The 20,685-nt window shown below is 70.8% G+C and carries 22 protein-coding genes, 1 tRNA gene and 1 pseudogene; 8 read left to right on the top strand and 16 right to left on the bottom strand.

What is annotated here, in order from left to right:
* Positions 1–66 precede the first annotated feature (66 nt).
* The 4 genes from NYE39_RS01635 to NYE39_RS01620 all read left to right on the top strand — a co-directional run bounded on the left by NYE39_RS01635 (position 67) and on the right by NYE39_RS01620 (position 2,598).
* Entirely contained in the window at positions 67–510 is a 444-nt protein-coding gene (locus NYE39_RS01635; RefSeq protein ID WP_077347130.1) for a single-stranded DNA-binding protein, read from the top strand.
* Between the two features lie 18 nt (positions 511–528).
* Complete coding sequence (locus NYE39_RS01630) at positions 529–1,101, top strand: hypothetical protein (protein ID WP_341011702.1); 573 nt, start codon at positions 529–531, stop codon at positions 1,099–1,101.
* The gene (locus NYE39_RS01625; protein WP_077347134.1) at positions 1,098–1,331 is read left to right on the top strand and encodes a hypothetical protein; all 234 of its coding nucleotides are present in this window, start codon (positions 1,098–1,100) and stop codon (positions 1,329–1,331) included. The genes NYE39_RS01630 and NYE39_RS01625 overlap by 4 nt, the downstream gene beginning before the upstream one ends.
* 169 nt (positions 1,332–1,500) lie before the next feature.
* On the top strand, positions 1,501–2,598 hold the full coding sequence (locus NYE39_RS01620) for a recombinase family protein (protein WP_341011701.1): 1,098 nt from the start codon (positions 1,501–1,503) through the stop codon (positions 2,596–2,598).
* Here NYE39_RS01620 and NYE39_RS01615 read toward each other — a convergent pair.
* The 8 genes from NYE39_RS01615 to NYE39_RS01580 all read right to left on the bottom strand — a co-directional run bounded on the left by NYE39_RS01615 (position 2,480) and on the right by NYE39_RS01580 (position 7,588).
* Positions 2,480–3,220 (bottom strand): integrase core domain-containing protein, encoded by a 741-nt coding sequence (locus NYE39_RS01615; protein ID WP_341011700.1) that lies wholly within the window; start codon positions 3,218–3,220, stop codon positions 2,480–2,482. The genes NYE39_RS01620 and NYE39_RS01615 overlap by 119 nt on opposite strands.
* 206 nt (positions 3,221–3,426) lie before the next feature.
* Positions 3,427–3,729, bottom strand: a complete 303-nt coding sequence (locus NYE39_RS01610) for a helix-turn-helix domain-containing protein (protein ID WP_226283169.1) — start codon at positions 3,727–3,729, stop codon at positions 3,427–3,429.
* A gap of 89 nt (positions 3,730–3,818) precedes the next feature.
* Complete coding sequence (locus tag NYE39_RS01605; RefSeq protein WP_237268263.1) at positions 3,819–4,283, bottom strand: hypothetical protein; 465 nt, start codon at positions 4,281–4,283, stop codon at positions 3,819–3,821.
* Between the two features lie 223 nt (positions 4,284–4,506).
* A tRNA-Val gene (locus tag NYE39_RS01600) sits at positions 4,507–4,583 on the bottom strand.
* A 133-nt stretch (positions 4,584–4,716) separates the two neighbouring features.
* Positions 4,717–5,268, bottom strand: coding sequence for a PGPGW domain-containing protein (locus NYE39_RS01595; RefSeq protein ID WP_341011699.1), 552 nt, complete (start codon positions 5,266–5,268; stop codon positions 4,717–4,719).
* A gap of 26 nt (positions 5,269–5,294) precedes the next feature.
* Entirely contained in the window at positions 5,295–6,143 is an 849-nt protein-coding gene (locus NYE39_RS01590) for an aminotransferase class IV (protein ID WP_341011698.1), read from the bottom strand.
* Entirely contained in the window at positions 6,140–7,162 is a 1,023-nt protein-coding gene (locus NYE39_RS01585; protein ID WP_341011696.1) for a chorismate-binding protein, read from the bottom strand. Before NYE39_RS01585 ends, NYE39_RS01590 begins: the two co-directional genes overlap by 4 nt.
* Positions 7,163–7,183: 21 nt before the next feature.
* A complete protein-coding gene (locus NYE39_RS01580) occupies positions 7,184–7,588 on the bottom strand; it encodes an MmcQ/YjbR family DNA-binding protein (protein ID WP_341011695.1) in 405 nt (134 codons plus the stop codon).
* A gap of 245 nt (positions 7,589–7,833) precedes the next feature.
* Between NYE39_RS01580 and NYE39_RS01575 the strand changes: the two genes are divergently transcribed.
* The gene (locus NYE39_RS01575) at positions 7,834–8,688 is read left to right on the top strand and encodes a helix-turn-helix domain-containing protein (protein ID WP_341011694.1); all 855 of its coding nucleotides are present in this window, start codon (positions 7,834–7,836) and stop codon (positions 8,686–8,688) included.
* A gap of 11 nt (positions 8,689–8,699) precedes the next feature.
* Here NYE39_RS01575 and NYE39_RS01570 read toward each other — a convergent pair whose 3' ends face one another.
* The 3 genes from NYE39_RS01570 to NYE39_RS01560 form a co-directional block, all read right to left on the bottom strand.
* The gene (locus tag NYE39_RS01570) at positions 8,700–9,146 is read right to left on the bottom strand and encodes a DUF421 domain-containing protein (protein WP_341011693.1); all 447 of its coding nucleotides are present in this window, start codon (positions 9,144–9,146) and stop codon (positions 8,700–8,702) included.
* On the bottom strand, positions 9,143–9,433 hold the full coding sequence (locus NYE39_RS01565) for a hypothetical protein (RefSeq protein ID WP_341011692.1): 291 nt from the start codon (positions 9,431–9,433) through the stop codon (positions 9,143–9,145). Before NYE39_RS01565 ends, NYE39_RS01570 begins: the two co-directional genes overlap by 4 nt.
* Before the next feature lie 295 nt (positions 9,434–9,728).
* A complete protein-coding gene (locus NYE39_RS01560; protein WP_341011691.1) occupies positions 9,729–10,523 on the bottom strand; it encodes a SigB/SigF/SigG family RNA polymerase sigma factor in 795 nt (264 codons plus the stop codon).
* Positions 10,524–10,762: 239 nt separating this feature from the next.
* On the opposite strand from NYE39_RS01560, the gene NYE39_RS01555 reads away from it, so the two are divergent.
* Both NYE39_RS01555 and NYE39_RS01550 read left to right on the top strand, forming a co-directional pair.
* Entirely contained in the window at positions 10,763–11,056 is a 294-nt protein-coding gene (locus NYE39_RS01555; protein ID WP_162786848.1) for a PRC-barrel domain-containing protein, read from the top strand.
* A gap of 72 nt (positions 11,057–11,128) precedes the next feature.
* The gene (locus NYE39_RS01550; protein WP_341011690.1) at positions 11,129–11,800 is read left to right on the top strand and encodes a GAF and ANTAR domain-containing protein; all 672 of its coding nucleotides are present in this window, start codon (positions 11,129–11,131) and stop codon (positions 11,798–11,800) included.
* Positions 11,801–11,817: 17 nt separating this feature from the next.
* Here NYE39_RS01550 and NYE39_RS01545 read toward each other — a convergent pair whose 3' ends face one another.
* Positions 11,818–12,423: a flavodoxin family protein gene (locus tag NYE39_RS01545; RefSeq protein WP_341011689.1), complete on the bottom strand. Its 606-nt coding sequence runs from the start codon at positions 12,421–12,423 to the stop codon at positions 11,818–11,820.
* A 74-nt stretch (positions 12,424–12,497) separates the two neighbouring features.
* Here NYE39_RS01545 and NYE39_RS01540 point away from each other — a divergent pair, with 74 nt between their 5' ends.
* Positions 12,498–13,430 carry an FUSC family protein gene (locus NYE39_RS01540; protein WP_445667063.1) on the top strand — a complete coding sequence of 311 codons (933 nt, stop codon included), beginning with the start codon at positions 12,498–12,500 and terminating at the stop codon, positions 13,428–13,430.
* Between the two features lie 127 nt (positions 13,431–13,557).
* On the opposite strand, the pseudogene NYE39_RS01535 reads toward NYE39_RS01540, so the two are convergent.
* The 4 genes and pseudogenes from NYE39_RS01535 to NYE39_RS01520 form a co-directional block, all read right to left on the bottom strand.
* Positions 13,558–15,782: pseudogene (locus NYE39_RS01535) on the bottom strand (catalase).
* A gap of 32 nt (positions 15,783–15,814) precedes the next feature.
* Complete coding sequence (locus NYE39_RS01530) at positions 15,815–17,302, bottom strand: FAD-dependent oxidoreductase (RefSeq protein WP_341011687.1); 1,488 nt, start codon at positions 17,300–17,302, stop codon at positions 15,815–15,817.
* Between the two features lie 15 nt (positions 17,303–17,317).
* Positions 17,318–19,354 carry a CocE/NonD family hydrolase gene (locus NYE39_RS01525; protein ID WP_341011686.1) on the bottom strand — a complete coding sequence of 679 codons (2,037 nt, stop codon included), beginning with the start codon at positions 19,352–19,354 and terminating at the stop codon, positions 17,318–17,320.
* Positions 19,355–19,358: 4 nt separating this feature from the next.
* On the bottom strand, positions 19,359–20,657 hold the full coding sequence (locus tag NYE39_RS01520; RefSeq protein WP_341011685.1) for an ATP-grasp domain-containing protein: 1,299 nt from the start codon (positions 20,655–20,657) through the stop codon (positions 19,359–19,361).
* Between the last annotated feature and the right edge of the window lie 28 nt (positions 20,658–20,685).

The raw sequence follows: 20,685 nt of genomic DNA, 5'->3' as shown, positions 1-20,685 counted from the left end.
CGTGCACCTGCCTGACATGAGCGGCCCTGATCGGCGGGGTCGCGTGAGTGCCAGGAGGAGAGTCCAATGGCCATCCAGACTCAGCAGTCGTTCTCGGGGTTCGTGGCGTCCGACCCGCAGCTCACCCGAACCGAGAACGGTGATGCCCGGCTGTTCATGAAGGTCGGCAAGGAGCACTACCGGCAGGAGCAGGACGGGTCGTTCACGCAGTTGGAGACCACCTTCCACAACCTGGTCGCGTTCAAGGCCGCCGCCGAGCAGGGCCACGAACGGCTCGCCAAAGGCGACAAGATCATCGCCGAAGGCTATGTCCGCGAGTACAGCTATCAGCGCGACGGGCAGAACATGGAGGGTGAGGAGTTCGTCGCCCGCCGGCTCGGGCACGACATGGCCCGCACCCGCTACGACGTCGACCGCACCCCCCGACGCACTGCGCCTGAGCGTGACGCGGCCGCATTCGCCGCGCCCGCGCGCGCCACCGCCCAGTCGGCTCCGGCCGTGAGCATGTGACCGGAAGGGCTGACCACGATGGATGAGTACACGCCCGAGCCTGACGAGCCCGACCACTTCGACCCGGACGATGAGCCCGACACCGCAGCGGATGACGTGGCCGAGCCGCCGCACCCGGTGAACTGGAACCTGCTGTCCGCCGACGATCTGGAAGTCGAGTGGCTCGCGCTCAACGACTGGGTGGCGTGGCTGCGCCGCACTTACGGGCTGCCCGCCAGTGTGGTGCCGCCGTTCTGGCACCGCCATCCCGAACTCGTGTGGGAGCTGTCGGCCCTGCATCTGCACTGGCTGGGCGCCTACGACCCCGAGCAGGCCGGGTCCGCGCCGTTCGGCTGGCATCGAGACTTCACCGACGCCCGGAACCGGCTCCGCGAATGGGTCGCGGCCTCCGGCACCCGGCTGGACCGCGACCGGCCCACCAGGCAGACCACGTGGCCCGGCGAGGAACCGGCCCCACCTGTGGAGGACGTGTTTATCGCCGACCGTGGGGAGGACTTCGTGCAGTTCGTGTTCGAGCAGGTCGAGGCCCGCCGCGAGGCCGAGGAGGCGTTCTTCCGCACCCTCGGTGAACACACCGGAGGGCTCTCATGACCGCGCTCAACCGCGACGAACGGCTGCCCGACCGGATGCGCGACTACCGCATCGAGGCTGAGCTGCGTGAGAGTCCTGACTTGCACAAGCTCGCCCGATTGTTCATCGGCATGGCTCGCGCCCGAGCCGAACAGGACCGCTCCAACCCCGCGCCAGACCGCATGCCGCCAGATTCCGGCGCCTGTCGGAGTGCCGGGGTAGAATTGGAGCAGCAAGAAGCCAAGGACTGAACCTCCACGGGTTCGGTCGTGGTGCGCAGTCCTGTTTGGCCTTCGTGGCTTACCCGGCTCGCTCCCTCGGAGCCGCCGGGTCGTGTTTCCCCGTTACGAGTCGCACCGCACCAGCGGTCCCGCGTCCGCTCGTGCTGGCCCCAACTCACTGGGGAAGGAAACACGACCCATGACCACCACGACCACGACGCAGCAGCCACCCGCCGCCACCGCGCTCGACCGCATCGGCGAGACCACCACCCTCGCGGTCTCTTACTTGCGCGTCTCCACCAAGGAGCAGGCCTCCAAAGGCGGCCGGGACGGGGGGTTCTCGATCCCCGCGCAGCGCGAGGCGAACCTACGCAAGGCCCGCGAACTGAACGCGATCATCACCGACGAATTCGTCGACGCCGGCGAGTCCGCACGCAAGGTCGACCGGCCTGAGCTGATGCGGATGATCGAGTACGTCAAGACCCACCAGGTCGCCTACTGCATCGTCCACAAGGTCGACCGGCTCGCCCGCAACCGGGCCGACGACGTGACCATCCACCTCGCCCTCAAAGAGGCCGGGGTCATGCTCGTCTCCGCGACCGAGAACATCGACGAGACCCCCTCGGGGATGCTGCTGCACGGCATCATGTCCACCATCGCCGAGTTCTACTCCCGCAACCTCGCCAGCGAGGTCTCCAAGGGCATGAACCAGAAGGCCCAAGGCGGCGGCACCAACGGCAAGGCCCCGATGGGCTACCTCAACGTCACCCGCCGTGACGAACTCGGCCGCGAGGTCCGCACCGTCGAGATCGACCCCGACCGAGCACCGCTGGTCAAGTGGGCGTTCGAGGCGTACGCCACCGGCAACCACTCCACCATCAGCCTGCGCGAGGAGTTGATCGACCGGGGCCTGACCACCGTGCCGACCCCGAAGCGGCCGTCCAAGCCACCGGTGCTCTCCACCATCCACAAGATGCTCACCAACCCCTACTACAAGGGCAGCGTCCGCTTCCGTGGCGCCAGCTACGACGGCCTGCACGAACCCCTCGTCGCCCCCGAGGTCTGGTACCGCGTCCAGGCAGTGCTCACCGCCCACCAGACCTCCGGAGAGAAGACCCAGAGCCACGACCACTACCTCAAAGGCAGCCTCTACTGCGGCCAGTGCGGATTGTCCCGTGTCAAGGAAGTGGCAGGTTTTCGCCCTCGGGAAAGTTGGGTGTGCCGGGGTCGGCCAGGCCCAGGTGCACGTCCCGGGGCCGGTTCCAGGAGAGTGCTTCGTGGGGCCGGACGGTGTTGAACTCGGCGCGGAAGTCCTCTCCGTGCTCGATCAGGTCGTGGATGTCGTCGATCTGCTCCCTGTAGAGCCGCTCGTACTTCAGCGACTGGAACGCCCGCTCGCGCACCCCGTTCTGCCCAGGAGTCCTGACCCGGGTGCGGACATGGTCCAGCTCTGGGGTGTTCTCGATCAGGGCCGCGAAGGTGGCTGAGCGGAACGGGCCACCGTTGTCGGTCACCAACGTGATGGGCACGACCTCCCCGGTGACGGGGTCGGTGAGGTACTCCAGCAGGTCCAGCCCCTCAGGCAGCATCGAGGCCGCCTCCGCCAGCGCGAGCTCGACCGCGGCGACCGCGTCGTGCTTGTTCGCGGTCGGTGACCAGTGCCACCCGAACTCGTACTTGGACCAGTAGTCCGCGATCCCCGCGACCCGCCAGGTCCCGCCCTTGGCGGTCTCGTACTCGGAGAAGTCGAACTGCCAGACCATGTTCGGACCCGTCGGGGTCTTGGCGAACGCGGCCTTGCGCTGCTGGGCGAGGTCACGACGTTCCCGCTGGTAGTCCGCCTTCAGCAACAACCCGGCGTCGTCCAGGATCCGCGCCGTGGTCGACATCGACACCCGGTGGCCGCCGTGGCGGGCCATGGCCCAGATCTTGCGGTGCCCCCACGCGGCGTGCTTGGCCGCCAGGCCTGTGATCACCTCCCGGGATGCCTCGCGGGCCGGCTGCGGCCAGGGCCCCTTGGCGGGGCGCCCGGCGCGGGCGTGTGCCTGCCAGCGACGGTAGGTCCGTTCGGGGATGCCGACCAGTGCGCAGAACCTCGTGGTCGGCATCCCCGCCTCGGTACGGATTACCTCGAGGTCCTCGAAGGGCCCAGGCGGCCCTCAGCGCTCTTCTTCCACACCCGCGCCTCAAGATGGGCCTCACCCAATGCGGTGGTCAGCTCGGCGATCTCCGCCTCCAGCTGCTCCTCCCGGGTCGAGGGACCGGTCCGGCCAGAGGCCAGCGCGGTTCGTCCCGCCTCCAGGAACTCAGCCTTCCAGCGGCCGATCGACTGCTCGGAGACCTTCTCCTTGCGCGCCGCTTCGGCGATGCTCATCTCGCCCGCCAGGACACTCAGCACGATCCTGGTCTTCTTCTCCGCCGGGATCACAGGTGGTCGACCCATAGGCCATCTCCTCCTCGGTCACGCCGATCATGCCCTCATAACCGGTCTGCCAAGAAGTTTGAGACGCGACAGGATCACGCTTGACGTTGACCAACGCCAAGAGCCGCCGCGGCGTGATCTACCCCTACTTCATGTGCACCGGACGGCACGCCAAACGCACCAACTGCGAACGCAAGTCCATGTTCGTGCCCGACATCGAAGCCGCCGTCGAGGACCACTACCGGCGCGTGGAGATACCCGAACACGTCCTGCCCGCGCTGCGTGAGCTGGTCACCAGCGAGTTCGACCGTCTCCACCAGGTCGCCAAGCAAGAGGCCCAGGGGTACAAGGCCGAACGCGATGCGTTGCGCGACGAACGGACCAAGCTCATGCAGGCCCACTACGCCGGCGCCGTCCCCCTCGACCTCCTCGCCACAGAGCAGGACCGCATCGCGCGCCGGCTCGCGTTCCTCGACGCACAGATCAACGCCGGCGACATCGAGTACGAGCAGGCCAAGACGCACCTGGACGACTGCCTCGCCCTCGCCAGCGACATGCACGCCATCTACATGAGCATCGACGACTCGCTACGCCGGATCGCCAACCAAGCCTTCTTCGACAAGCTCATCGTCACCGACGACGACACCATCGACGGCGAACCCGGCGTGCCGTTCAACGTGTTCCTCAACCCGGACGTCCAGACCCTCGCCCTCCGCCACCAAGGACGGAAGGCGAAGTCTGGAACTCAAACCGGTGATGTCGCTGGTTTGAACAACGACCTTCTGGTGGACGTAAAGGGACTCGAACCCCTGACCTTTCGCGTGTGAAGCGAACGCTCTAACCAACTGAGCTATACGTCCGTGGTGCTCCCCGGGCCAGCGTCCCGGCCGGGCAACCTGAGCAGAGTACCCGGCGGGCTCCCTTCGGTGCCAATCGGTCCCGCGGCGTGTCGCCCCTTCGAGACGGCCGCGGGCGGCCTCCTCGGCAGCGACGTCAGGCCAGGTGCAGCCCCGGGACCTGCAGCAGCAGGTCGAGCACCTGCTGGGGCAGCCATCCGGGGACGCCCGTGATGAGCAGCGCGAGGTAGAAGCAGAACCAGCCGAAGGCCGCCGAGAGCAGCAGCATCGGGATCTTCGCCTTCCACGGCAGGGCGCGCGTGTACTGCTCGAAGGCCTTGACCTCGGCCATGACGAACTGCGTCACGCGACGGGCCCAGATGAACTCCGTGCTCCACAGGAAGAGGCCGACGAAGATCACCGCCCACCCCGGCCCCACGAGCGGGACCATCGGGATGCCGGCGATGATGAGCAGCAGGCCGAGCGTCGCGATGACGACCCGGTAGACCGGCCCGATGACCGGATGGGTGCGCAGCGCCCGTCGCCAGCGGATCGGGTCCTCGTGCGCGTCGATCCGGCCGTCCTCGCCGAAGCGGTCCAGCAGCTCCTGACGCACGATCGCGTGCTGCTCGCGGCGCACGTCACGGTAGGCCCGTCGGGCCCCCGATGCGTCCTTGCCCTGACCAGCCGTCTCGCTGGTCGTGTCCACGTCCCCCGCCATGGTCTCCACTCCGGTCAGGGGTTGATCTCGGTCGCGGACGCCGCGGCCCAGGCCTGCTGGACGCGGGTGGTCACGGGGCCGGGCGCCGGCAGCTCACGCTCGTCGACCCGGTGGACCGGGTGCACGTCGCGGGTGGTGCCGGTGAGGAAGACCTCGTCGCACGTCTCGAGGACGGACATCGGCAGGGCCTCCTCGACGACCTCGATGCCGGCGGCGCGGGCCCATTCGATGGTCAGCTCACGGGTGATGCCGGCCAGCGGGGCGCTGCTCAGCGCGGGTGTGCGCACCACGCCGTCGACGACGACGAAGATGTTGCTGCCGGTCGCCTCGCACAGCTCGCCGCGGTTGTTGCCGAAGATCGCCTCCGACGCGCCCTGGGCCTTGGCGTGCGCGAGCGCGATGACGTTGTCGGCGTAGGAGGTCGTCTTCAGCCCCGCCGTCGCGGCGCGCTCGTTGCGCGTCCACGGCACGGTGGCCACCGCCACGCTGGGGGCGAAGGGGGGAACCTCCGCCGCGGTGACGATGTAGGTCATGCCGCTGTCGCCCCGGTCGGAACCGAGCGGCCCCAGACCCGCGGTGACCGTGTAGCGCAGCCGGCCGAAACCGATCGTGGGGCCGGCCCCGAGGACCGCGGCGACACCCTTCTCGATGACCCCGCGGTCGGCGGGCGGCAGGCCCAGCCCGGCGAGGGTGCGGTCGAGGCGGGCGTAGTGCCGGTCAGCCGCGAAGACCTGCCCGTCGACGATCTTGCACGTCTCGAAGGCGCCGTCGCCCACGGTGACCCCGTGGTCGAGGGCGGCCAGCGCCGGCTGGTCCGCCGCGACGAGCGCCCCGTCGACCCAGGCGCGTACCTCGTTGCTCATGTCACCACTCTTCCAGATGCCAGCCCGACGAGGACACGGGCCTTGAGCTCGCACTCACGCCACTCCCCCTCCGGGTCGGATGCCCATGTGATGCCCGCCCCGGTGCCGAAGCGCAGCCGACGCACCCCGTCGGGGTCCGTCGCAGTCCAGAACGTGCGGATCCCCACGGCGAGTTCCCCGCGTGGACCGTCAGGATGATCGGCGTCGACCCAGCCCACCGCACCGCAGTAGGGACCGCGCGTCACCGGCTCGATGTCGGCGATGGCGGTGAGCGCGCTCGACTTCGGGGCCCCGCTCACCGACCCGGGCGGGAAGCTCGCCCCGAGCACCTGCGCCCACGTCGTCCCCTGCCGCAGGGTGCCCGCGACGTCACTCACGAGGTGGACCAGCCCGGGGTGCGCCTCCGGCCCGCAGAGTCGCTCGACGACGACGCTGCCGGGCGCACACACGTGCTGCAGGTCATTGCGGACGAGATCGACGATCATGACGTTCTCCGCGACGTCCTTGGTGAGCATCTGCTCGACCGTGGGCGCGGTCCCCTTGATCGGGCTCGACACGAGCCGGTCCCCCGTGCGGGTCAGGTAGCGCTCGGGCGAGGCCGTGACGACGTCGACGCCGGCGGAGGGCACGTGCACGACCCCGGCGAAGGGGGCGGGGTTGCCTGCCGCGAGCCGCGCGGCGAGATCGGGCAGGCGGGCGTCGTCGGGCAGCGGCGCCGAGAGCACCGTCGTGAGGTTGACCTGGTAGACCGTGCCGGCCGCGATGCGGCGGCGGACCTCCTCGACCCCTGCGACGTAGGCGGCTCGGTCGAGCGACGGGCTCCAGTCCGTGACCGCCGGCCAGCAGGCCGCGTCACCGGGGGCGCTCCCCCCTTCGTCCCGACGCGCGAAGCGCACGGCGGTCAGCTCGCCCTCGAAGGTCACGACGACGGCCCACCGGCCACGCTCGAGGTCGGCCGGATCGTGGCTGACCTCGACCGGGTCCCACCACGTCGTCGACCCGAAGCGCGCGAACTCCACGCGACGAGGATAGGCGGCGGGTCAGTCGGCTCCGCGCTCCGCGTCGAGGCGGGCGACGAGCCGCGTGCCGGCGGTGCGCCGGTAGGAGATCTCGAGCAGCTCGGCGACCTCGTCCCAGTCGGTGCCGTCGTCGAGGTCGAGACCGACCCACCCGCTCGGCCCGAGGTAGGCCGGCCGGTAGCAGCGGGGGTCCTGCAGGAGCGCCCGGGCCTCCTCCTCGTCCGGCTGGACGACGAGCGAGGTGGTGTGCTGCTCGTACTGCCCGTCGACCTTGATCGAGCCGCCGTAGTAGGCGAAGACCTTGGTCGTGAAGAAGGCGGGGTGCCCGTGGCTGACCTTTTCGTCGCTGCCGGGCAGGGCGAGGGCCAGCCCGCGGACGCGCGCCAGCAGGGGATCGTCGTCGTCGAACATCAGGGGGTGCGCCATGCGCTCCACAGTAGGCATGGCCCTCCTACCCCGTGGCGGTCCGCACAAGCGGCAATCCAGCGGCAACCTTGCCGCCATCACTGGAGTCCACCGCGGCCACAGACCTACCGTTGGGTACGCACCAGTACATCGCTCCGGGGAGACGATCGAAGGGGGCCGCTGCCGAGGTCGGCAGCGGCCCCCTTCGGCACGCCGTGGAGGCGCGCGCCCGCGCGCCGGAGCCGACTCTGATGCACTCTGGGGGGATGAGTCGTGCAGCACGGGGAGGCGCGTGGCTGCGTCGGGTCCGCCGCGAGGAGGGTCTGACCCAGGGCGACCTCAGCGAGCGTTCCGGGGTGAGCGTGCGCACGATCCGCGGCCTCGAGCGCGGCGAGATCCTCACGCCACACATCGCCACGCTGCAGCAGATCGCCGTCGCGCTCGAGCTCACGCCCCAGGAGCAGACCGAGTTCATGCACGCCTGGGCGACCGAGCGGCTCATCACCTTCGAGGAGCTCCTCGACCCCGGGCTCAGCGAGCTCGAGCAGATCGACGCCCTGACCCGCCGCTCGCTGGGCACCTACCGCGTCATCAGCCAGGTGTGGCGCACGAGCGTCGCGGCCAACCGCCGCATCACCCGCACCGGGTGCCAGACCTCCATCGCCGCCGTCGAGGACGGCCTCGAGCGGGTCTTCAGCGTCCAGGGCGGCGACGAGACGACGTGCGCGGCGGACATGCGCTTCGTCCCGCTGCTCGGGTGCTCCCTGCTGGGCCGACAGGACTTCCCCGACAGCAATGTCGTCGTCTTCGAGGTGGGTCTCCCCCGCCGTCTGGCGAAGGGGGAGATGCACGCCTACGCGTACCAGATCATCGACGAGGTGGCACCGGACGCCGACCTGGGCGACAGCGACGGCTTCGTCTGGGGTCCGCCGCACACGGCCCGGTCGGTCGTCGTGTCGGTGGAGTTCGAGGTGGCGCCGGCCGCGATCACGCGGGTCGAGTGCCCACCCGGAGGACAGCTGGTCCTGGGTGAGGCCGTGACCCTCGACGACGACCGCCGCGCGTCGATCGTCCTGGAGGACGCGGGCCCGGGCGCCTTCGGCTTCACCTGGCAGTGGTGAGGCCGCAAGGGTCATCGCCCTGACCGCTCGAAGAAAGAAAAGGACCCGTTGGGCTCGAGCAGTCCCAGCCTGATCTCGGCGAGGTCCTTGATCCCCTGCGCGCGTGCCGCATCGGCCAGGTCGTCGACGGTGACCCGCTCGCGTCGCATCACCCGCTCGTCCGGCGCGCCGTCGATGAGGACGATGCACGGCACCCCGTCGACCACCGGTCGGGCGGGCGCCCACCGATAGCTGATCCAGGAGAAGAGGACGGTGAGGACGGCAAAGGTCGCGGTCGCGATGAGGGCCCCGACGAGCGAGGTGTCCTCGGCGACCACCGACTCTCCGACGATGTCCCCGATGACGAAGAGCATGACGAGCTCGAAGGCGGTCATCTGGGACAGCTCGCGCTTGCCCATGACGCGCAGGACGACCATCAGGACGAGGAAGACGGCGGCCGCGCCGAGGATCGTCGTCACGGCAGCACCCACGTCCGTGTCGAGACGGTCTGGACGTCGCCGTCGACGACGGCGGAGATGTCCCCGTCCCGAGCGCCTGCACCCAGCTGGGTCGGGACGCGGCCGTCGAGGCTGACCCTCGTCGCCCGGGAGCCCGCTCCTTCGAACTCCAGCTCGACCTGGCCTCCCCGGCGACGGGTCGCCGACGGCTGCGGGTGGAAGGTCTCGATGCCCAGGTCGTCGAGGACGGTCCGGTCGATCCGGACGACGTGCCGAGACGAGTCGCGACCCGGCGGGATGGTGACCACGATCCTGCTGTCGAGGCCCGGGCGGGTAACGGTCGGGTAGGTGACCGTCAGGTCCCCGGCTCCGGCCGTCCTCGTCCCGGTCCCCGGGGCCGAAGAGTCCCGCTGCAGCGGCGATGAGGACGAGGCACAGCACACCGACGCCGACGCGCCTGAGGAGAGCCTCGCGCTCCTGCCACCGCGTGGGGAGCGCCACGCGCGCCGTGGGCACCTCCTCGACGACGTCGCCACGATCCATGCCGCTCCCCTACCCCCCGTTGTCGCGGGGATGCACGCGGCGTCGCACGGTCAAGCCGGGTCAGCCCTCGAGGCGTGTGCGCAGTCGCTGGCAGATCCCAGTGATGAGCCGCGAGACCTGCATCTGGCTGACGCCGATGCGCTCCCCGATCTGCCGCTGGGTGAGGTCCTGCCCGAAGCGCAGGCTGATGATGCGGCGGTCGCGCTCGTCGAGGTCGGCCATCGCGGCGCGCAGCGAGATGAGCGTGACCGACCGGTCGAAGGGGTCCTCCCGCCCGTCGTCGAGGGTGTCGCCGAGCGTCGCCGCGGCGTCGTCGTGGACGGGCTGGTCCAGCGAGGTCGAGCGGTACCGGTCTCCGGCCGCGCGGGCCCGGCGGACGTCCTCCGGCGTGACGCCACCCTCCTCGGCGATCTCGTCCACCGACGGGTCGCGTTTCAGGCGCTGCTGCAGGCTGGTGGTGGTCTCCCGCACGCGGTGGTGCATCTCCTGCAGACCGCGCGGCGGACGCACCGCCCACCCGTGGTCGCGGAAGTGGCGCTTGAGCTCCCCGGTGATCGTCGGGGCGGCGAAGGCGCTGAAGCCACTGCCCCTCTCGGGGTCGTAGCGCCGGGCGGCGAGGACCAGGCCGAGCATCGCGACCTGGACGAGGTCGTCGAGGTCGATGCCCCGGCCGGCGAAGCGGGTGGCCAGACCGACGGCGAGGCCCTCGTTGGCCATGACGGCGCGCTCGCGCAGCCGTGCGGCATGGGCGGGGTCGGACTCGGCGCGTGCCTGGGCCAGCAGATCGGTGGTCCGACGGTCACGCTCCCCGTACGATCCGGTGGATTCTTCGGTACCGGTGTGGGTGATGGACATGCGGCGGCCTCACTCTCATGGAGCAATGGGCCAGCCACGGTCTCGAGCCGACGTCGTGCACCCCAAGCCAACCACCGCGTCGGACGACACGCAACACATCGGCGCATCACCTGCGCCGAGCGGGGCATGCCCGCTTGCCCGTGAGGGTAGGGGCGACAGTGACGATCTGGCCTGCAGCCGAACCGAGACAGGGGGTGAGCTCAGCCGTGACCACGCGTGACCGGAAGACGTGTGAAGCCTTGGAGCGCTACCTCGGCCGCGAGGTGCACGCGGCCGACGGGACCCTGCTCGGGCGCGTCAGCGACGTCCTCGCGGACGCACGGGGCGGCCCCCCGGACTGGCTCGTCGTGCGACTGGTCGGCCCGCTCCCCCGTCATCGCGCCATCCCGTTGCGGATGTCGATCGAGGTCACCGGGCGTCTGCTCGTCCCGACCTCGCGTGCGGCGCTCCGCTCGGCACCTGCGGTCCGTCCGGGCCGGGGCCTGACCGCACCCGAGGAGCTGCGTCAGCGCCGCCACTGGTCCGAGGGATAGGCATCCTCCCGACCGGAGCGGGTATGACGCCATGATGGAGCATGTCCGCACCACCAGAGGAGTCGTGAGCGCGTGAAGGATGCCGACCTGGCGCACATCGTCGAACAGCTGTCGACGGAGCCGGACGAGAGCTACACCCTGCAGCAGGTCGTCGACCAGGCGGTCGCCAACGTGCCCGGGTGCGACATGTGCAGCGTCTTCGTGCGCGACCGCAAGACCGTGCAGGTCGCGGCCACCACCGATCCGCGGGCCAGGGCCGTCGACGACCTGCAGTTCGACCTCGACGAGGGCCCCTGCCTGTCGGTGGTCAGGGAGCACGAGATCGCCTCCGTGCCGGACACGGACACCGACCAGCGCTGGCCCCGGTGGAGCTCGGGCGCCGCCGAGCAGGGCGTCCGCTCGTCGCTCAGCGTGCGGCTGGCGATCGAGGATCCGTACCTCGCCTGCCTCAACATGTACTCGTCACGGGTCGATGGCTTCGACGACGACGCCCTCGAGGAGTCGGTCGTCTACGCCCGTCTGGCCTCGGTCGCCCTGCTGCAGGCCCGGGAGATCTCCGGGCTGCGCAGCGCCCTGGGCAATCGTCTGCTCATCGGGGCCGCGCAGGGCATCCTCATGGAGCGCTACGGCCTGACGATGGGTCGGGCCTTCGAGGTGCTGCGTCGCCACTCCAACGACACCAACACCAAGCTGCACGACGTGGCCCAAGGGGTCGTCGACGGCATCACGCTGCGCAGCTCCTGACGGCGTCCCCGCGGCCGTCAGCCGGGCGGGGCGGGGATGGGCTGCACGCGCAGCGCCCGGGCGACCGCCACGAGGTTCGAGGCCATCGTGCGGCCGGTCTTCGCCGACCAGTCGTGCTTGTGGTCGGTCTCGGTGTACGAAGGACCGGGTCCGGGACCCATGTTCCAGTAGGTCCACGCCTGACCGGGCACGGTGAAGCCGATGTCACCGAGCGCCCCGGCCACCTCGGCGATGACGTGGTGCGCGCCGTCCTCGTTGCCGGTGACGACGACACCGGCGACCTTGTTGTAGGCCACCGGGGTGCCGTCGTCGTGGGTCTCGGAGATCATCGCGTCGAGACGCTCGAGCACCACCTTGGACACACTCGACGGCTGGCCGAGCCACGTGGGTGTCGCGATGACGAGGATGTCGCTGGCGACGACCTCGGCATGGATCGCCGGCCACTCGTCCCCGCTGCCCATGTCCGTCGACACGCCGTACGGGATGGAGTGGTCGACGACCCGGTGGACGCCCACGTCCACGCCATGCTCCTCCAGCGCCGAGATCACCACGTCGGCGAGCGCCTGCGTGTTCGACGGCTCCGGAGAGGCCTTGAGGGTGCAGTTCAGGACGAGTGCCTTCATGCCGCCGGACTACCCCCGGGGTGCTTCGACAAAACCCCTGGCCTCCGCCACGCCGTCAACGCCCCGGGGGCGGCATGGGACCTGCCGCGTCGGGTAGGTGGACGCTGGCCGAAGGGAGAGCAATGCCCGCAACCGACGTCACCGTCCCTCGTGACGAGTGGCGCGACCGCGCCCGCGCGCGTGCCACCTCGCTCGTCCCGCCCCTGCGCTCCCCGCGCACCCGCTCCGACCTCGTCCAGATCCTCAACGCCGTGCTCGCTGCCGTGCTCGCGTGGTACGTCGCAGCGCACCTGCTCGGGTTGACCGAGTCGTTCATGGCTCCGTGGACGGCGATGCTCACCGTGCACGCCACGGTCTACCGCTCCTTCACCCGGGGCGGCCAGGTCGTGCTCGCGTCGCTCGCCGGCATCGTGCTCGCCTACCTGGCCGTCGAGTTCGTGGGGCAGTCGCCGGCGGCCCTCGGGGTGGCCCTGCTCGACCGCGTCATCTGCACCGGCGTGAGCATCGCCCTCGGCGTCATCGTCAACTTCGTCGTGCTCGCCCCGCTCGACGACCGCCTCGCCCGCCGGGAGGTCGACGCCGTGCGCGCACAGCTCGGGGAGCTGCTGCGCGACATGGCCGATGCCCTGCGCGGCGACGGCGAGGTCGACCCGCTCGCCTGGCTCCGCCGCTCCCATCGCGCGGAGGACCGGATCGGGCGTGCCCGGGAGTTGTTGCGGCACACCCGGGAGGCCCGCCGCGGCAACCCCCGCCGCCGCTCCCGTCAGCTGGACCCCGTCGCGTACGAGACCCTGCTGCTGAGCATCGACGAGGGCATCGCCCAGGCTCGGGCGATCGCCCGCACCGTGCAGCAATCGCCGCTCGAGCCCGCGCGGTGGGACGAGGACTTCTGCGAGATGTGGACGCAGCTGCTGTGCGACCTCGGGGAGCGGGTGGCCGACCCGCAGGCCGGGCTGCCAGAGCCTGCAGCCACGGCTGCACTCCCTGACCCAGCAGACGTCCCGTGAGGACCTGCCGGAGGTCGAGTGGCCGGTGTACGGGGCGCTGATCAACAGCACGCGCAGCATCATCAACATCCTCGACGAGGTCCTCACCCGCCCGCAGGGGTGAGGACCTCGTCGGTGGACGCACTGGTCAGTCCTGCGGGGTGAGGCGCTCCCACGCACGGTGACCGCCGAGCAGCTCGAGGACCTCGCCCAGGACGCCGTCGGCGTCCTCGCCCACGACGACCCCGGGAGCACTGCCGGTGGCCAGGGCCGCGAGGGCGTCGCTGCCCCGACCCCAGGCACCGATGGCCTTGCCGTGGCGGAATGCCTCGGCGACGAGCAGCTGGAGCGCGGGTCGATCGCCGTGCTCGCCGACCCACCGGAGGGGTCGAAGGCACGGGCGTCCGCGCCCGACTGCGGGTCGCTCGTCGCGGCCGGGGCTCCCGCGAGGAGCACGGCGTCGAACTCGACCGAGCGGGCCGTGAGGAGCGTGCGCTGCACGGGCACGGCGTCGTCACCGGAGCCGAGGACTCCCCCGACGGGTGCGATGACCAGCGGCACGAGGCCGCTCTCGTGGACCGACCTGCGCAGCTCGGCGAGCTCGTCGAGGTCCGTGTCCTCGTCGACGACGATCCCCACCGTCCGGCCGTCGACCGGCCACACCCCGCCCAGCTGCGACAGCGCCGGACTCGGCTCCAGCTGCGGCAGGTCCTGCCGCTGCGGCGTCTCCAGACCGAGGCCCTGCGCGACGCGCTGCGCGAGGTCGGCGTCGATCTGCGCCAGCGCAGCCACCTGCCGCTCACGCACGGCCTGCTCGTAGCAGCGCCCCAGCTCGAAGGTGTAGGCGGAGACGACGTGGCCCTGCTCGGTGGGCGAGAGGCTGAGCCAGAACAGGCGCGGTTGGCTGAAGTGGTCGTCGAAGGAGGCCGCCGCAGCTCGCGACTTCGGCCCGGACACCGGCTGCGGCACCTCGATGAGCGCACCGTCCTGCGTCCCCGCGTGGAAGGGGCACCCACCGTCCAGCGAGTTCGGTCGGTACGGGGCGACGCCGGTATGGTCCCCGGTCTGGTGCATGCCGTCACGCAGCATGTCGTTGACCTCCGCGTGCGGCCGGTTGATGGGGATCTGCCCGAAGTTCGGGCCGCCGAGCCGGCTGATCTGCGTGTCGAGGTAGGAGAAGAGCCGGCCCTGCAGCAGCGGGTCGTCGGTGACGTCGATGCCGGGCACCAGGTGGCCGGGGTGGAAGGCCACCTGCTCGGTCTCCGCGAAGTAGTTCGTGGGGTTGGCGTCGAGACGCAGCCGACCGATCGGTTGGACCGGCGCCAGCTCCTCGGGCACGAGCTTCGTCGGGTCGAGCAGGTCGATGCCCTCGAAGGTCTGCTCGGGTGTGTCGGGCATGACCTGGATGCCGAGCTCCCACTCCGGGTACGCGCCGGACTCGATGGCGTCCGCGAGGTCGCGCCGGTGGAAGTCCGGGTCGGCGCCGTTGACGAGCTGTGCCTCGTCCCACACGAGCGAGTGCACGCCGAGCCTGGGCTTCCAGTGGAACTTCACCAAGCTGGTGCCACCGTCCTCGTCGACGAGCCGGAAGGTGTGGACACCGAAGCCCTCCATCATCCGGAAGGAGCGCGGGATCGCCCGGTCCGACATCTGCCAGATCGCTTGGTGCTGGGCCTCGGTGTGCAACGAGACGAAGTCCCAGAAGGTGTCGTGGGCGCTCTGGGCCTGGGGGATCTCGCGGTCCGGGTGCGGCTTGGCCGCGTGGACGATGTCGGGGAACTTGATGGCGTCCTGGATGAAGAACACGGGGAAGTTGTTGCCGACGAGGTCGAAGGTGCCCTCGCTCGTGTAGAACTTCGTCGCGAAGCCCCGCGTGTCCCGGACCGCGTCGGCGGAACCCCGGGAGCCGACCACGGTGGAGAACCGGGTGAAGACCGGCGTCTCGACTCCGTCCCCGAGGAAGGCCGCGCGGCAGATTCCCTTCGCCGTGCCGTACCCGGTGAACGTGCCGTGCGCTGCCGCGCCGCGGGCATGGACCACGCGCTCCGGGATGCGCTCGTGGTCGAAGTGGGTGATCTTCTCGCGCAGGTGGTGGTCCTGCAGGAGGGTCGGGCCGCGTTCACCGGCCGTGAGGGAGTGGTCGGTGACGCGCAGCCGGGCGCCCTGGGCGGTGGTGAGGTGGGCGCCGCTCTGGGCCCGATCTCCCTCGGCGCCGCTCGGTCGACCCGTCGGGGAGAGGGGGGCCACGGGTCGCTGGTCGGGCGACGGCTTCAGCGGCTCGCGGGGTTGCGTCGGCTCCTCGACGGTCGGTGTGCCAGAGCCCGGCGAGCCGGGGACGGGGATGTCGTCGTGGGGCTTGTTGGAGGTGCTCAGATCTCTCCTCGGGGACGAAGGGGGCTCTGCGCCTACCCCTGCGGCTCCCCCGGTATGCGCCGTTGCGCCAGCGGACGTGACGCCGGCCCCTCGAGCACCTCGCCCGTCGCCGCAAAGCGCGACCCGTGCAGCGGGCAGTCCCAGGTCCGCTCCGCGTCGTTCCACTCGACGACCCCGCCCAGGTGCGTGCACAGTGCCGAGACCGCGCACGTGCGACCCTCGATCGTGGCCCGGGCGACGGGGACGATCCCGTCGCGTCCGACCTCCCCTTCGCCTTCGGGCGGACGAGTGGGGCGAAGGGGGCGCACCGCCACCCCCGCGGCACCCGAGAGCAGGTCGAGACCGACGCGTGCGTTCATGCCGACGATGCGCGCGGCGGCGCGCGGACGGGTGATGCGCCGGTGGACCGGTCGCGACCACGACATGCTGCCGCCGAGGATGTCCGCGCTGATGTCGAGGGCAGCGGCGACGCCGCCGGTCATCCCCCACTTGTCGTAGCCGGTCGCGACGTGCACGTGGCCGAGGCCGCGCGGCATGCGGCCGACGAAGGGAAGGCCGTCGTGCGAGCGGTAGTCCTGGGCCGACCACGCGTGGGTCTCGACGGCATCGGGGAAGTGCACGGCGGTCCAGGCGCGCAGGCGCTCGAGGTGCTCGGCCTCGGAGCGGGTCCGGCCGACCGGGTGGCCCTCACCGCCGACGAGCAGGAGCGACCCGGGGGCGTCGCGCACCGACCGGGTCGGCCCGTCGGCGGAGATGAGCATCAGCTGCGGCGGGTCGGGGTGCTCGTGCGCGATCGCGTAGGAGCGCGAGGCGCTCACCTTGGCGAAGTAGCCACCGCGGTCCAGCACCGGCGTGCCCGTCGCGAGGACGATGTGCGCGCACCGGGTCCGACCACGGGTGTGCCGCACGACCGGCCGCAGCGGCGAACCCACGCCGGTGACACGGGCGCCCGTGACGACCCGCCCTCCGTGGGCGCGCAGGTCCTCGACGAGCGCGGTGAGCAGGTCCATGGGATCGAGCTGCGCCTGGTCGTCGAGGACGACTCCCCCGGCGTGCTCGAAGGGCACCGGCAGGTCGCGCGCCCAGTGCACGGGCAGGCCGAGGCGTGAGGCGGCGTCGAGCTCCTCGCGCGCCCGCTCGAGGCCCTGACCACGGTCCGGTGCGTAGGTCACGGCAGGACGCACCTGGTAGGGCACATCGCGCTCCTCGCAGTAGCGCAGCAGCCAGTCGCGCCCCTCGCGGTTGCCCTCGACGTGGGCACCGACGACCTCCTCCGACTGGTCGCGCAGCAGCCGCGACCACCGGGTGCCCTGCAGCACGGACACCTTGGCGGTGCTGTGGCCGGTCGTCACCGCCCCGACGTCGCGCGCCTCGAGGACGACCACCTGGCGCCCCGCGCGGGCGAGCAGGAGCGCGGTCACGAGCCCGGTGATGCCGGCGCCGACGACCACGTCGTCGCACCGCTCCGGCGGGTCGTCCGAGGTGATCTGCGGGCGCGAGGCCCGCCACAGGGAGGTCATGATGGCTCCTTCGTCTCAGACGAGGTCCCGGGGGATGACCCGGTCCCAGCTCTCGGCGTGCACGCGTCGGTGGCCGCGCGCCTCGTCCAGCTCGTAGGCGTCGAGGTCGGCCCGGATGACGAAGTCGTCCTCGGTGCACGTCAGGACCGTGCTCGTCACGACCTCGGTGCGCCAGTCCCCTCGCTCGAGACGGCGCACCGTCCGGGTCTCTCCGCGCACGGACGTCACGTCGTCCCAGCGGAAGGAGTACCACTCCGTCGTCGACCTGCGCACGACCGTGCCGGTCTCCTCGATGCGGAAGGCGCCCTGGTCGTTGACGATCTCGAGCGTCGAGACGTCCGTGGCCAGGTCCCTGGTGACCCGCCAGTCGTGCTCGCTCGGCTCGAGGACCGTCGTCTCCAGCTCCGGCGCCATGACCGGCTCGTGGAAGGGGGATGCCCTCCCGTCGTCGTCCTGCCGCGGCCTGATCGGCACCCGCAGGACGCTGTCGGCCGGGTGGATCGTCAGCTCTGCCGAGCGCGGCGCCGGCCACACGAGCGGCCAGTACGACGTCGAGATCGACAACCGCAGCCGGTGCCCGGCCGGGAAGGAGTGGGCCACGCCGTTGAGCTGGACCTGCACGTCGTAGCGCTGACCCGGCACGAGCGGCTCGGGGCTGCTGCTCGAGCTGCGGTGGGTCAGGTTGAGCACCCCGTAGGTGATCCGCGTCGCCTCACCCGTGGGCGCGACGTCGGACAGACGCACCGCGATCTGGGCGACCGGTTGGTCCGCCGAGAGCGAGACGTCCAGTCGCGGCAGCCCGAAGACCTCGGTCACCTCCTCGAGCGGCGCCCCCTCCCACACGAGGGCGCCCCCGTCCTCCTCGCGCTGGTCGTACGGCAGGTCGGGCACGGCGGCGTACGAGGCCCACTTCCCGGCGAACATGCCGACGCTCAGCGGTGACCGCAGCGTGAGGGGGGTGCCATCCCCTTCGCCCTGGTCGCCCTGGGCGAGGCTCGCCCGGGTGAGCCGCAGCTCGCACTCGGTGATCCGTGGCGACGGCCAGGTCTCCTCGGCGACCCAGCGACCGGGCCGCTCCTCGTACGACGCGCGCGGCGGGACGCTCTCCTGCATCCACGCCCGCAGCGCCGGCTCGTCGTCCAGACCGGTGTCGCGCCCCTTGAGCCAATGGTCCCACCACCGCACGAGCTCTTGGAGGAACCCGATCTCCGGACCCGGGACGCCCAGGTGCGGGTACTTGTGGCCCCACGGGCCGATGAGCCCGTGGCAGGGCACCTCGAGGTGCTCGAGGAGGCGGAAGATCGCGTTGGTGTAGCCGTCCGCCCATCCTCCGACGGCCATGACAGGGCACCGGATCGAGGCGTAGTCCTCACTCACCGAGGCGGGACGCCAGTACTCGTCGCGGCGCTGGTGGCTCAGCCAGGTGTCGAGCCACAGGCCACTGCCCCGGAGGCGCTCGAGCCACATCTCGCGCCACGCGTCACCGACGATCTCGGGGTCCGGCGGCAGGCTGTTGAAGGCGAGCATCACCGTCGCCTCGGACAGATTGTCGCCGAGCAGGCAGCCGCCCATGTAGTGCATGTTGTCGACGTAGAGGTCCTCCGTCGCCGACGCGCTGACGATCGCCTTGAGCGCAGGGGGCTGCCGTGCGGCGACCTGCAGGCTGTTGAACCCGCCCCACGAGATCCCCATCATCCCGACGTTGCCGTCGCACCAGTCCTGCTCCGCGGCCCAGGCGATGACGTCCTCGGCGTCGGAGAGCTCCTGCTCGCGGTACTCGTCGACGATGACGCCGTCGGAGTCACCGCTCCCCCGCAGGTCCACCCGCAGGCAGACGTACCCGTGGGCGGCGAGGTAGGGATGGTTGACGGAGTCGCGACCTCGGGTGAGGTCCCTCTTGCGGTAGGGGATGTACTCCAGGACCGCCGGCAGCGGCCCCACCTCTCCCACCGGCCGCCACACCCGGGCGGCGACCCGGTGCCCGTCGCGAAGGGGGATGAAGACGTTCTCCTCGGCCTCCACCTCGTGGGGGACCTGGGTGTCGATCTCCATACGGTCATGCACTCCTCTCGTCGCAGTCCTCCAGCTCAGGCCGGAGTCGCTGCTCGATGTCGTCGATCCGCTCCTGCAGGCTCTCACGGTCGGGTGCGCCGAGATAGACGAAGGCGAGCATGTAGCGGTAGGAGTCCTGGTGCGGTTGGTCGGAGAGCCGGTCCCCCGGGGTGAGGCGTAGGTCGACGACCGTCCCGGGGTACTTCTCGCTGACCTGCCGCAGGGCCTGCTCGTCGGGCACGGAGCGCACGATCGCGTCGTGGTCGTGCGCCATGTAGTACTGGGCCGAGACGGCGTACTCGCCGCCACCCTCGGGCATCCGCGGTGCGTGACCGAGGGCGACGTCGACGGCGACCTGGTGGTTGGACCGACCGTCGACGAGCGCGAAGAGCTCGCTGTGCGACTGCGAGATGCGCGTGTTGACCTCGATGAGACGCAGCTGCTCGCGCTCCTCGTCCCACATGAACTCGGAGTTGAAGCAGCCGTCGTCGAAGCCGATGTGCTCGAGGAGCCGCCCGGTCACGTCGATGGCCTGCTGCTGGACGTGGTCGGGGACGGTGGCCGCCGGGTAGTCGATCCGCTCGATGCTCACGCCGTTGTCCCTCTTGTGCATGTCGACGACGCCGTGCACGGCGTACTGCCCGCGCGAGACGCTGCCCTCGGGGGCGAACTGGGTCCCCCGGATGATCTCCTCGGCGAGGCAGGCCGAGCCGCCGAGGTCGCGCAGCTCCTGCGGCAGGTCGACGCGCCCGAGCACCTGCTCGAAGGCGTCGCCGACGTCGGTGATGTCGGCGCGGATCTCCTCCAGCGCCTCCTCGAGGTCCTCCTCGCTGCGGATCTCGTAGCCGAGGCTGGACGAGTGTCCCTTGATCGGCTTGACCCAGTACGGGAAGTCGAGGTCGATCTGCTCGGCCACGTCGTCGGTGAAGGGGTCGAAGGCGACGAAGCCGGGCACGACCTCCGGGACGCACCGACGCTGCTCCAGTCGGCTCCAGTACTTGTGCTCGCACTTGAGCAGGCTCGTGAGGGACGGGGCGGGCAGCCCACGCTCGGTCGCCAGGACGGGCCCGAGGACGGAGGTCGGGAAGTCCCAGTGGGTGACGATCGCATCGACGCTGCCGTCGAAGGCGTCGAGCTCGGCGCGGGAGCGCTCCAGCAACGCGTCGAAGTCGATCTCCTCCGTCTCCACGAGCGCCTCGTGGTCGAGCAGGCCGTGGAACTCGAGCGGCCCGTCCTCCCGGACGGTGTCGAGCTCCTCCCGCTGTCGGTCGGTCAGGCCGAGGACGAAGACGTGTGTGTTCATGCACGGGCACTACCCGCTCCCCCGCTGA

The sequence above is a fragment of the Janibacter sp. FSL W8-0316 genome, assembly GCF_038004165.1.
In the GTDB taxonomy this organism is placed as follows: Bacteria; Actinomycetota; Actinomycetes; order Actinomycetales; family Dermatophilaceae; genus Janibacter; species Janibacter indicus.
Note: the sequence above shows the minus strand (reverse complement) of the source record. Positions and strands in the feature narration are given on the sequence as shown.